General features: G+C 71.3%; 9 protein-coding genes. 3 read left to right on the forward strand and 6 right to left on the reverse strand.

The annotated features are described in order from the left end of the window. Positions 1–53 precede the first annotated feature (53 nt). From ACLJOK_RS07615 to ACLJOK_RS07625, 3 genes are all read left to right on the forward strand, one after another. Complete coding sequence (locus ACLJOK_RS07615; RefSeq protein ID WP_410817148.1) at positions 54–3395, forward strand: S8 family peptidase; 3342 nt, start codon at positions 54–56, stop codon at positions 3393–3395. A gap of 129 nt (positions 3396–3524) precedes the next feature. Beyond that, positions 3525–4172, forward strand: a complete 648-nt coding sequence (locus ACLJOK_RS07620; RefSeq protein ID WP_410817149.1) for a DUF998 domain-containing protein — start codon at positions 3525–3527, stop codon at positions 4170–4172. Positions 4173–4215: 43 nt separating this feature from the next. Then, a complete protein-coding gene (locus ACLJOK_RS07625) occupies positions 4216–4659 on the forward strand; it encodes a DUF1801 domain-containing protein (RefSeq protein WP_410817151.1) in 444 nt (147 codons plus the stop codon). A gap of 10 nt (positions 4660–4669) precedes the next feature. Here ACLJOK_RS07625 and ACLJOK_RS07630 read toward each other — a convergent pair whose 3' ends face one another. From ACLJOK_RS07630 to ACLJOK_RS07655, 6 genes are all read right to left on the reverse strand, one after another. Then, positions 4670–5164, reverse strand: coding sequence for a DUF2231 domain-containing protein (locus ACLJOK_RS07630; RefSeq protein ID WP_410817153.1), 495 nt, complete (start codon positions 5162–5164; stop codon positions 4670–4672). 92 nt (positions 5165–5256) lie between these two features. Beyond that, positions 5257–6483 carry an SGNH/GDSL hydrolase family protein gene (locus ACLJOK_RS07635; protein WP_410817155.1) on the reverse strand — a complete coding sequence of 409 codons (1227 nt, stop codon included), beginning with the start codon at positions 6481–6483 and terminating at the stop codon, positions 5257–5259. Next, complete coding sequence (locus tag ACLJOK_RS07640; RefSeq protein ID WP_410817156.1) at positions 6483–8891, reverse strand: glycosyl hydrolase family 95 catalytic domain-containing protein; 2409 nt, start codon at positions 8889–8891, stop codon at positions 6483–6485. The genes ACLJOK_RS07635 and ACLJOK_RS07640 overlap by 1 nt, the downstream gene beginning before the upstream one ends. An 82-nt stretch (positions 8892–8973) precedes the next feature. Further along, positions 8974–10797: an alpha-galactosidase D gene (locus ACLJOK_RS07645; protein WP_410817158.1), complete on the reverse strand. Its 1824-nt coding sequence runs from the start codon at positions 10795–10797 to the stop codon at positions 8974–8976. A gap of 71 nt (positions 10798–10868) precedes the next feature. Beyond that, positions 10869–12035, reverse strand: coding sequence for an ROK family protein (locus tag ACLJOK_RS07650; protein WP_410817159.1), 1167 nt, complete (start codon positions 12033–12035; stop codon positions 10869–10871). 93 nt (positions 12036–12128) lie between these two features. Further along, a complete protein-coding gene (locus tag ACLJOK_RS07655) occupies positions 12129–12764 on the reverse strand; it encodes a LysE family translocator (protein WP_410817160.1) in 636 nt (211 codons plus the stop codon). Between the last annotated feature and the right edge of the window lies 1 nt (position 12765).

Below are 12765 nucleotides of genomic sequence, written 5' to 3' on the forward strand. Positions count from 1 at the left end.
CTTGCCGAAGTCGTCCGAAGAGGCGGTTTCGTCCACATTAGACGAGGAGCACCATGCTCAGGAAAACGCGATGGCTGTTGGCCGTCGCCGTCACGGCCACGACGCTGACCGCCCTACCGGGCGGCGCCGCCACGGCCGGACCCATCGACATCGGCCAGACCGGCGCACCCGCAGCCTCGGCCGAGGGAAAGACGCACACCGTCACCCTGCTGACCGGTGACGTGGTGACCGTGCGGGACACCGGATCGGGCTGCCCACAGGCCACGGTGCGGCCGGCGGACGAGAACGCGGTGATCCACCAGAGCTGCGGCCCGGACGGTCACCTGCACGTCATCCCCGCCCGCGTCGCGTCCCAGCTCGGCTCGGTGCTCGACCCCGACCTGTTCGACGTCACCACGCTGATCGCCGACGGCTACGACGACGACAACTCCGCCGAGCTGCCGCTCATCGTGCAGCCCGCCACCGCGTCCGCACGGGTGGCCGCGCTCGGTGACGTGCAGTCGCTGCCCAGCATCGGGGCGGTTGCCGGCCGCGTACCCAAGAAGAGCCCGGCCACGGCGAAGCTCGCGACCAACTCGCTGCTCGCCGGCGCGAAGAAGGTCTGGCTCGACCGCAAGGTCCGGGCCACCGCCCTGACCGGCGGTGGGCGACCCGCCGGCCTGGACCGCAACCTGGGCCAGATCGCCGCGCCGGACGCCTGGAAGGCCGGCTGGACCGGCAAGGGCGTCCGGGTCGCGGTGCTCGACACCGGCGCCGACTTCACCCACCCGGACCTGGTCGGCCGGGTCGCCGAGCGGGCCGACTTCACCGTCGAGGGCGGTGACGCCGTCGACCACAACGGCCACGGTACGCACGTCGCGTCGACCATCGCCGGCACCGGCGCTGCCGCCCACGGTCAGCGTCGCGGCGTGGCGCCGGACGCCAAGCTGGTGATCGGCAAGGTGCTCGACGACCACGGCTTCGGCGACGACTCCGGCATCATCGCCGCGATGGAGTGGGCCGCCACCCGGGCCGACGTCATCAACATGAGCCTCGGCGGCAGCGACCCGGACGACGGCAGCGACCCGCTGTCGCTCGCCGTCGACACGTTGAGCAAGTCCACCGGCGCGCTCTTCGTCATCGCCGCCGGCAACAGTGGCGCCGCCATCTCCTCGCCGGGCTCGGCCGCCACCGCGCTGACCGTCGGCGCTGTCGACCGCAACGACAAGCTCGCCGACTTCTCCAGCCGCGGGCCGCTGGTCACCAGCAACGTGGCCAAGCCGGAACTGGTCGCGCCCGGTGTCGACATCGTCGCCGCCCGGGCCGCCGGCACCAACCTCCAGGACCCGATCGACAGGTACTACGAGGCGATCAGCGGCACCTCGATGGCGAGCCCGCACGTGGCGGGCGCCGCCGCGCTGCTCGCCCAGCGTCACCCGGACTGGACCGGTGAGCGACTCAAGGCCGCCCTCGTCGGCGCCGCCGACCCGCTCAGCGGCATCGACCCGTACGCCGTCGGCGCCGGTCGGCTCAACGCGGCCCGGGCCCTCGGCGGCCCCACCAGCGACCAGCCGGTGGTCAACCTCGGCACCTTCGCCTATCCGCAGTCCGGGACCAGCGAGACGAAGCTGAGCTGGACCGGTGAGTCGACGGCCGTTCTCGACCTCGACGTGTCGATCGTCAACCACGACGGCCAGCCGGTGCCGCGCGGCGCGGCGTCGCTCTCGACGAGCCGGCTGACGCTCAAGCACGGCACCACCGCTGCCGCGAACCTGCGGGTCAACCGTGCGGCGCTTGCCGCCCGACCGGGCTTCTACCTGGCCACCGTCACCGCCCGTTCCGGCCGCAAGCTGGTCGCGACGACCCCGGTGAGCTTCTACGTCGAGCAGCCCAGCTACGACCTGACGATCCAGACGAAGCCGCTGCCGGGCCTGAAGGACGGCGCGGAGAGCTGGATCAACCTGATGGTCAGCAACCTCACCGACCCGCTGATCTACTACGGCGGCGCGGGCGGTACGCCCGGAGACACCTTCACGCTTCGGGTACCGGCCGGCCGGTACGCGATCCTCGGTTCGTCCGTCGCCTACTACGTCGACAGTGACGTGTTGGAGACGACGCTCGCCGCCGAGGCCGACCTGGACGTGCGCGGTGCCCGGAGCGTGACGCTCGACCCGTCGCGGGCCAAGCCGGTGACGGCGACGGTCGACGGGGTGCCCACCACGCCCACCCGGACCGACTTCACCAACGTCCAGACCGCGGCGAACGGCCTGTCCTGGTGGCACCAGATCAGCGGATACGGGACCAGGACGACGGTCCGCACCACAGCGCTGCCCAAGCCCGCCGTCGGCTCCCGGCGCACCTGGGCGGCCGTCAACCTGGACTCGCCGGCCGGCACCGCCAAGCCGTACCGCTACAACCTGGTGCACGAGTACGCGGGCGGCGTACCGGTCGACCCCGCCTTCCGGGTCAACAAGACCGATCAGGCGAAGCTGGCCCGGATCGACGAGCGGTTCCACCAGACGGACTCGCCGGAGATGTTCACCCAGCTGATCCGTACCGGCATGACCCGCGACGGGGTAGGGGTCACCCAGACCCACGAGGGGAATCTGCCCCCGTACCGGACCGACTACCTCTCGCCCGACATTCTCTGGGCCGACCAGGGCGGCTACGGCGGGCTGGCCGCCGACGAGGCACCCCGCAGCTACCAGCCGGGCAGCCGGCAGACCAAGATCTGGGCCCGTCAGCCCCTGCACTCCGACTGGTACGACGACCCGGCCGGTGCCGAGTGGAGCTGCGCCACCGCGCCGTCGCGGACCCGGGGCAACCTGCACCTCGACCTGGTGTCGCTGACCGACAAGCACCAGCGGGCCGACTGCCTCCAGGGCGAGGCGATCGGCGTGAAGCGCAAGCTGTCGCTGTACCGCAACGGCAAGCTGGTCGACGAGCGGTCCGGCCCGTACGGCGACTTCACCGTCGCGCAGTCGATGGCCGACTACCGGGTGACCCTCGACGTCGACACGAGCCTGATCCTGCCGATCTCGACGACTGTCAACACCTCGTGGACGTTCCGGTCCGCCGGCCCCGACGGGACCGGGAGCGTGCCGTTGCCGCTGCTCGCTGTCGACTACGCCCTGCCGATGGACGACAACAACCACCCGGTCGACGGAACGGCCGAGCTGGCCGTCCGGCAGGCGCACGGTGTGAAGACGCAGAAGGTGACGTCGTTCCAGGTCTGGACCTCGACGGACGACGGCGCCACCTGGAAGTCGGCCCGGGTCACCGGCAGCGGCGACAGTTACCGGGTCGCGCTGCCGAAGGCCACCTCCGGGCAGGCCGTGTCGCTACGGGTGAAGGCCGCCGCCAGCGGCGGTAGCGGAATCGACCAGACCATCATCCGGGCGTACCACGCCGGCTGACAGTCGACACTGTGGTGCGGCTCGGCCCCGGCCGGGTCGCACCACAGTCTTTGGTGTCGCGGTGTCGATCCGGCCCCACCTCGTTCGTCGTGACGGTAAACCGTCACGACGACAACGAGAGGCACGCCCATGACGATCGTCGCCGAGACATCGCTGCGCCGAACCCGTTTCCTGCTGGGCTGCGGCACGGTCGCCGGCCTGCTCTTCCCCGTCCTGTCGTTCGGGCAGGCGTTCACCCGATCCGGATTCGACCTGCGCCGGCACGCGATCAGCTCACTCACCCTCGGCGACCTCGGCTGGTTGCAGGTCATCGCGTTCGTGGGCACCGGCGTGCTGGCCGTCGCCTTCGCGGTGGGCCTGTGGCAGGCGCTGCGACCGGGTCGGGCCGGCACCGCGGTGCCGGTGCTGGTCGGCGTGTACGGGGTGGCGATGGTCGGCGGCGGCATCTTCGTGCCCGATCCCGCGCTCGGCTGGCCACCCGGCGCCCCGGCAGGGCTGCCCGAGCAGGCCAGCACGGGCAGCGTCCTGCACACGGTGTGCGGCGCGGCGGCGTTCCTGTCGCTGATCGCGGCCGGCCTGCTGCTCGCTCGACGGTTCGCCGGCCAGGGGGACCGGAGCTGGGCGCTCTACAGCGCCACCAGCGGTGCCGTCGCGTTCGTGCTCACCGCCCTGCCGTGGAGCGAGGGGAGTGCGAGCATCCGCTTCGCCGTCGGAGCGGTGCTCATCTCGGGGTGGCTCGTAGCGCTGTCCTGGCGAACACGCGACGAGGTCGCCTGACCGCTGGGGCGATCTCGTCGTAGGCAGGTGACAGCATCACGTCATGGCCACAGCGAAGCAGCCAGCAGCCGTTCCGACAGTGATCAGCGTCGACGACTTCCTGGCCGGCAATCCCGACGAACGCAGGCGGGCCGACGCGGGGCGGCTCCGCGCGATCATGGGTGAGGTGACCGGGGAGCCGGCGGTGATGTGGGGCCCGAGCATCGTCGGCTTCGGCAGCTACCACTACACCTACGAGAGCGGGCGTAGCGGCGACGCACCCTTGGTGGGTTTCTCGCCGCGCAAACAGAACCTCGTCCTCTACCTCACCGGCGGCGGTCTCGAGGAGCGGGACGCCGCGCTCCTCGACCGGCTCGGCCCGCACCGCGCCGGAAAGGGATGCATCTACCTGAGGCGGCTCGACGACGTCGACGAGAGCGTGCTGCGGCAGCTGATCGAGCGCACCGTCGAGGTGCACAGGGGCATCGACCGGGCCAGCCGCGAATGAGCCGCCGACGTCACTGGCCCTCCCAGACCGCCTTCGCCCCGGAGTCGCCGGTGCGGAACACGTAATACACGGTGACGGCGGCGGCCACCAGCGACAACACCTGCAACGCCAGCGTCAGCGGCCGACCGGGCCGTCCGTCCGCGCTGGCGTCGGCGGCCCTCGGCGGGACGAGCCGGACCAGCGCCAGGGCCACCACCCCCAACCCGATGCTGGCGTAGAGCGTGATGTCACCGAACTCCTGGTGTGCCTCCAGCTTCGGCAGGAACTCGGGGGTGACCCGGTTGGCGGCGCGCAGCCGCTCGAGGAAGGCATCGCCGGAGAGCTTCGTCAGCAGGGCGGCGACCGGCGCACCCACGGCGAGCAGCCCCAGCACCCACCGGGTGTGCGGCCGGACCGGCGGGACGAACGCGTAACCGACAGTCAACAGGGCCAGCAACGGCACGAACACGACAGCGGCGTGCAGCAGCAGAGGATGGGCCGGGATGCCCATGAACTCCTCGAACATCGGCGTCTCCTCCGGTGACATCGGCCTGGACGTTGATCGTCCACACAGGGACGCTATCGGTACCACGCGGGCGTGTCATCCCCGTCGATCGCTCACCTGTCGCAGCGCAGCGCGGCCAGGTCCACGGCGTCCGCCATCGCCTGCATTCCCTTGTCGTTCGGGTGGACGTGATCCCCGCTGTCGAAGAACGGCAGCAGCGCCTGCCTGTCGTACGGGCTGCGGGTGATCCGGTCGAAGTCGACAACGGCGTCGAACACACCGCTGTGCCGGATCCACTCGTTGACGCCCTGGCGCACTGCCTCACCGGCCGCGTCGTACTCCGGCCAGCCCTTGTACGCCATGACCGTGGCGCCGACGACGCACGTGCCGGCCGCGTGCGCCCGGTCGGCCAGCTGCCGATAACCAGTGGTCAGGTCGTCCACTGTCACGCCGGTGTGGGCCTTGATGTCGTTGATGCCCTCGTACATGAAGACCGTGTCGACCCCGGGCTGGGAGAGCACGTCCCTGTCGAACCGGCGCAGCGCGGCCTCCCCTGCGCCGTCGGCGAGCACCTTGTTGCCGGAGATGCCGGCGTTGGCCACGCCCTTGACCGGGCTGTCCGGCGCGGCCTGGAGCCGTCGGGAGAGGTAGTCGGGCCAGCGCCGGTTCGCATCCGTGCTGGAGGCCCACCCGTCGGTGATGGAGTCGCCGAGGGCCACCACCGACCCGGTCGCCGTGGACGTCCGCACGCTGACCGCGTCCAACCAGTACCAGGAGGTCATCGAGTCGGTCCAGTTGGTCGCCGCCTCCTCGGCGGCGTGGTCACCGGCGGTCGCGTACGACGTCTGCATGGCCATGCCGTGCCCGCTCGTCGGGCCCTGCGCGCCGGTGACGTAGAGGCTCACCACGAGATTGCTCTGGGCGGCCAGCCTGCCCGGCAGCGGGTCGCTGAGGATCGTCTCGCCGGCCGCGACGGTGGCCGACGGCTGCCCGCGGAACGTCAGCCGCCGGTTGCTGCCCCCGACCAGCTCGGCGCCCTGCCGCTGCAAACCGGCGTACGCGCTGCTGAAGGTCACCGGGTGCTCGCCGAAGGCGTTGGTGAGGCGGATCCGCAGGGCGTCCCCGCCGACGCTGGTGCGCACCACCAGCCGGTAGCCGCGCTCGGCGGGCCCGGCGCCCTGCCGGTCGGCACTGGCGGCCCAGGTGACAGCCAAGTGCCGGCCGGCACCGGCCGCCGGGTCGTGCCGCGTCCGCGCCTGCGCCGCCGACCCGAGCAGGGGTACGCAAACCAGCGCGGCGGCGGCGACGGCCGCCCCGCGCCGGGCGAACCCGGCCCGCATCAGAGGTTCCTCAGGGTGACCGACTCGCCGAGGCGCACTGTGACCTGGCGGGTCCTGCCGTTGGCCAGCACGGTCGTGCTGCGGCCACCGACGCTCGTCAACCGCGCCTGGGTGACCCGCCCGTCGCGCCAGCTGAGGTCGGCGGTGAAACCACCGCGTACGCCGACGCCGGCCACCGAACCGGCGGACGCCCAGGCGGCGGGCAGCGCCGGCAGCAACTCGACGTGACCGGGCCGGGAGTAGAGCAGCATCTCGACGATCGCGGCGGGGGTGCCGAGGTTCGCGTCGATCTGGAAGATGCCCCGGCCGGGGTTCGTCTCGTAGATGTCGAACAGGTTCATGGCACTGCCGTTGCTGCCGTTCGTCGACGGCCGCAGGTTGTTGACGACGAGTTGGTACGCCTTCTCCGCGTCTTTCAACCGTGCCCAGCACAGGCTGCGCCAGGCGTTGGCCCAGCCGAAGCTGTTCATGCCGCGCGCGGTGAGCAGGGCGGTGGCACCGGCGACGATCGCGGCGGGGGTGGAGCCGTCCGGGCGGATCCGGTCGCCGGGGAAGAGACCGATCAGGGGGGAGAGGTGCCGGTGCGTGGTCTCACCGAGGTTGTCCGGTGACATCCACTCCTGCAACCAGCCGGAGGTGGGGCTGACCTCGGGCAGGTAGAGGCGCTTGCGGAGCGCGTCGACGCTCCGGGCGTGGTCGGCGTCGCGGCCGAGCACCAGGGCGGCGGTGTGGTAGTTCTCGAAGAGGTTCCACACCAGCTCCTGGGAGTAGGTGTTGCCCCGGGTGTCCTGCGGCCCGTGCTCGGCCGACCAGTCCCGGTCGGCGACCAGCACCTCGCGCGACGCGCCGGACGCGTCGGTGACGGTTGCGGTGACCAGTCGGGTTTCCCAGAACTCCACGGCACCCTTGATGACCGGGTAGATCTTCGCCAGGTAGCCGCGGTCCTGGGTGTACTCGTAGTGCTCGAACAGGTTCTGGCAGAGCCACGCGTTACCGCTGGGGTGCCACCACCAGCCGCTCCCGCCGTACGGGTTGGTGGAGAAGGCGACGGCCCACCCGGCGACCCGGCCGCTGGTGTTGCGGAACCGGTTGGTCGAGGTGTTGAAGAGCCGCTGGGTGACCTCGGTCCAGACCGGCAACTGTGCCACGCAGTAGTCCGCGTACGCGTCGAAGGTGTCGGTGAGGCCGGCCCGGTCGGCCGGCCAGTAGGTCATCTGGATGTTGACGTCGCTGTGGTAGTCGCCCATCCAGTCCGGGTCGTTGCCGTCTAGCCATGGGCCCTGCAAGCCGATCGGCAGGCTGCCCCGCGACCCGGAGATCAGCAGGTACCTGCCGAACTGGAGGTACGCGGCCTCCAGCTCCGGGTCGGGGACGTTGTCGCGCCAGCGCGCCTGCACCCGCTCCCAGGTGTCCAGTTCACGTTGGCCGGTGGACGAGGGGCCGAGGTCGATGGCGAACCGCTCGAACGCCGGGCGGACGTCGGCGACGTGGGTGTGCAGCAGCTCGCGGACCGACGCGCGCGCAGCGGCCAGGACTTTGTCCCGGGCCAGCCGTTGCGGCTGTACCGATTCGTCGCGGAACCCGGTGGCCGCTTTCGGCGCGTAGTTCGTGCCGCCGCTGACGATGACTGTGAGGTCCCGGCAGTCGGTGAAGGAGATCGACGTGCCGGTCACCGCGATCGTTCCGGTGCCGCTGTGCGCGGTGACGGCGGCACCGTAGCGCAGCCCGTTGGCGAAGGAGGCGCCGAACGACGCGTACCGGCTGGTGGGGTCGGCGGTGGTGGACTCGCCGTGGGTGCCGGCCAGGGAGACGGTGCCGGTGTACGTGCCGCCGCCCTGCGAGGTGAAGTGCAGCACGATGACGTCGTCCGGGCGGCTGGCGAAGATCTCCCGTCGGTAGCCGACCCCACCGATGTCGTATGCGGCGCTGACCAGGCCCTGCGCCAGGTCGAGGGTGCGGCGGTAGCTGTCGACGGTGTCGAGGTCGTGCCCGGGGATGTCGACGGTCAGCGTGGCCAGCATGGTCAGCGAGCCGAAGTCCTCGCGCCCGTAGGGGAACTGGCCGTCGCCGTCGAGAGTGTCGTTGCGGCCACCGGTCCAGAGCGTCGCATCGGTGATCGTCAGGAACTCCCGGGACGGGTCGTTGCTGGCGAGCGCCCCGAGTCGGCCGTTGCCCACCGGCAGGCCCTGCTCGATCATCGAGGTGGCGGAGCCGGGTGCCTGCCACCAGAGCTGGTTCTTCGCGGCGACGTTCGGGGCGAGCATCGGCGACGTGGTGGGACGTCGGGGTGTGGGCGTGGCGGCGAAGGCGGGTAGGCCACCGAGGGCGGTGGCCGCGCCGGCGGCGGCGGCCAGCCCGAGGAAGCCGCGACGGCTGGGGTTGTTGTCGCGCGTGCTGCGGATCTCCATGTCGCGTTCTCCAACCTGAGGGTTCGACGGATGCGCGCGGCGGCGCGGGCCCGGCGGTTTCCGCCGGGCCGCGCCGGGCACGTCAGAGGGTCTGCGGTACGGCGATCCGGTCGATGTCGGGGGAGTACCAGGTGCCGCTGTCGACGGTGATGGTGTTGGCGCCCGCCGTCAGCGCTAGTTGGACGCTGACCGTCTCGACGGTGCCCCAGTCACCGGTGGAGGGGAACTTCAGGTAGCTGCCGTTGCCGCCGTTGGAGGAGACGTGCACCGAGCGCGCGTCACCGCTGACGTAGGAGACGGCGACCGTGTAGATGCCCTCCTTGCGCACTGTGACGTCGTTGAACCGGACCTTGCCGCCGACATAGAGGTTGCCGACCTTCTGACCGCCGGAGCAGGCGTCGCACCCGCCGACGGAGGCGTTGCCGGTCAGGGTGTTGACCGAAGCCTCGGCCTCGTAGCTGGTCGAGGTCAGAGCGGTGCCCGGCCGTACTGTGAACAGCCGCGAGCCGTGCGCGGGCAGCGCCGCGGTGATGGCGTTCTTCTGCGTTGCGAGGTCGCGGCGGTTCCAGACGTCCCGGACCGAGGCGTTGCCGGTGAACCCGAACGACGCCCAGTGCGCGGTGACCGACGCGGGCGCGTCGCCGAGGTTGAACAGCGCGACGGTGTAGCTGCCGTCCGGGTTCTTCGCACCCCAGACCTGCTGGTCACCGGCGGGGGTGACCGGCCGGGCCGGCGCGCCGCCGTTCTGGTCGATGGCGATGACCTCGCGGTTGGTCAGCAACGACAACCCGTAGTCGTCGAGGCGGGTGATGTCGTCCCCGGTGTAGAGCGGCGACTTCGAGATCGCCCACAGTGTCGCGTACGACTGACGCTCGGCCCTGGTGAGGCCGTCCATCTCGCCGTTGCCCACGTTGAGCGAGTCGAGGTCGTTCCAACCGCCGGGGCCGGCCTTGCGGCTCCAGGCCGGCGCGTCGTCGAACCGGTCGTCGACTGAGTTCTCCCAGCTGACCAGTGTGTTGCAGTAGCACTCGACGTCGGTGTCGATGCGCCACCCGTTGGAGTACCGCTTCCAGTCGGCGGCGTGGTTGATGTCGAGCGACCAGGACAGTTCGAGGTGGATCGGGCGACCGGCGGTGGCGATGGCCCGCTGCCAGGCGGCCACGTCGGCCACGTTGTCGTAGTTGTCGCCGGACTTGAACGAGCCCGGCCCGACCCCGTCGAGCTTCAGGAAGTCGTAACCCCAGTCGGCGAAGAGCTGCGCCTGCGAGTCGATGTACTTCTGCGCGCAGGGGTTGTCGAAGTTCAGCTTGTACGCGCTGTCCCAGCCGTTGGTGGTGCGCAGATCCGGGTAGACGATGTCGGCGGTGGTGCAGTCGGGGGCGTTCCAGATCGGCGCCTCGCCGTTGGCGTACGCCTCCTTCTCCAGCCCGACGGGCAGGTAGATGCCGGCCTTCAACCCCTTGCCGTGGATGTGCTCGGCGACGGCCTGCATGCCGCGCGGGAACCGCACCGGGTCGGGGGCCTGCCGGGCGTACTGGTCGAAGCGCGGCACCCAGGCGTTGTCACGCCACCAGCCGGCGTCGATGTTGACGTACTCGTAGCCGTACGGCTTCAACTTGGTGGCGAGGGCGTCGGTCTGCTTCAGGACGTTGGCCTCGGTGAGATAGCTGTAGTCGCCGTCGGGGTTCAGGCCCGGATACTTCGAGGACTGCATGGTCCAACTGGTCCACCCCATGAAGGGGCGCTGCGCGATGTCCGCCGTGGCCTGCGCCGGCGCGGCCTGGGCCACTGCCGTCGGGGCGGCCTGGGCCGGGGCGGCGCCCGCGGCGAGGAGCACGCCCAGCGCCGCCGCGACGAGCGGCACCCGGGTGCGGTGCTGTCTGCGCGGGGTTGTCGGTGACGGCATGGTCAACCTCCTGGTGGCACTGTGGGTCGAGTCGGGCGCTATGGACGGCCGGTGGCCGGGGTGACGCCGGGTCACGGGACGAAGAGCGACTGGATGCTCACTGCCGCCGCCGCGCGGGCCCACTCCTCGAAGGGCAACGGGCGGATGGAGAGGGGGCACCGCGCGGCGGCGCCGAAGGCCTGCCGTTCGAAGCTGGCGCGGATGTGGCTGTCGAACAGGTCGTACGCGGCCAGCCCTTCACCGGACACGACGATGCGGGTGGGGCCGACCAGGTTCGCGACGGCAGCGATGCCGCAACCGATCGCGCCGCCGGCCCGGGCGAAGATGGCTCGCACCTGCTCGTGGCCGCCGCGTGCCAGGGCCACCGCCTCGTCGATGGTGAGGTCGGGGCGGCCGGTGCGGTCGCGGGCCTGGGCCACGATGGCGTCGGTGCCGGCGATCGACTCGACGCAGCCGCGACCACCGCAGTGGCAGTCCGGGCCGGTGGCGTCGACGGTGAGGTGACCGATCTCGCCGGCCACGCCGTACGAGCCGGAGACCAGGCGGCCGTTGACGACGAGCCCACAGCCGATGCCGGTGCCCACGGTGACCAGGGCGAACGACTCGGCTACCACTCCCTCGCCGAACCAGTGCTCGGCGGCGGTGAGCGCCTTGACGTCGTTCTCCACTGTGACGGTGAGACCGGTGCGCTGGGCGGCGAGTCGACCCAGCGGCACGTCCCGCCAGTGCAGGAACGGTGAGTAGCGCACCAGGCCGATGCCGCGGTCGATGTCGCCGGAAAGGGCCAGCCCGAGCCGGCGGACCCGGGTGCGGTCGCCAGGGAACGCGTCGAACAGGTCGTCGGCGAGCCGGTTGATCTCGGTGAGGACCGCGTCGACGTCGGGGTCGTCCAGCGGCCGGCGGGCGCTGGCGTGGACCTGCGCGCGCAGGTCGCAGACCACACCGATCACCTCGTCGGCGGTGATCTTCACGCCGAGGAAGAACTCACGTTCGGCGCGCACTGCGAGCGGGCTGGCGGGGCGTCCGGCGCCCGGTCCGGAGCGTTCGGTGGCGGCCAGTTCGTGCAGGTAACCCAGGTCGATGAGCGGCCGGGCGGCCTTGGTGACGGCGGCGGAGGAGAGCCCGAGCCGGCGGGCGAGCGCGACCCGACTCACCGGCCCCTCGGTCAGCACCGTCGTGAAGACCGCCGTGGCCGCCGGTGGCCCGGCGAACGTACCGGTGTCGATCCCAGGAAACATGGACGAAATCTAAGGCGAATATTTAACTTCTTCAAGTATTGATTTGCCTCAGTGCTCCGTCCTAGAGTCGGCGACGCGCCGACCACTGCAGACTCAGGTCGCCGCCGCACGGACGCCGAGGCCGACCAGGAGCGCGCCGGTCAGCCGATCGAGCGCTCGTCGCACCGATGCGGTGCGCAGCAACCGCGCGGCGGCACCAGAGACGACGGTCCAGCCGGCGAGCCAACAGGTGGCCAGCGCGGCGTGCGCCGTGGCGAGAAGCACCATCGGCACCAGCACCGGTCGGCCCGGTTCGAGGAACTGCGGTGCCAACGTGAGGTAGATGGCGGCGGCCTTGGGGTTCAGCACGTTGCCGAGCAACCCTTGCAGGTACGGGTGGTCCACGCGCCAGGGCAGCCTTCGGGCGGAAACCGTCGGTCGCCGTCCCGCCCCCAGGCGACGGCGCGACGCGGACCAGAGCATCCAGAGCCCGAGCCCGACCAGATAACCGGCCCCGACCAGCTTGACCACCCAGAACGCCTGCGACGAGCGGAGCACCAGCGCGGCCAGGCCGACAGCGGCCAGCGTGGCGTGCACGTAGAGCCCGGTCACCGTACCCAGGATCACCCACCAGCCCTGCCGCCGCCCGCCGCTGGCGACCCGCGAGACGACCAGGGTCAGGCTCGCGCCCGGCGTGGCGGTGATCGGCGCGACGGCGAGCAGGAAGCCGAGCACAGCGACCCCGCGCATG

The organism is Micromonospora sp. 050-3 (assembly GCF_046549335.1).
Taxonomy (GTDB): domain Bacteria; phylum Actinomycetota; class Actinomycetes; order Mycobacteriales; family Micromonosporaceae; genus Micromonospora; species Micromonospora trifolii.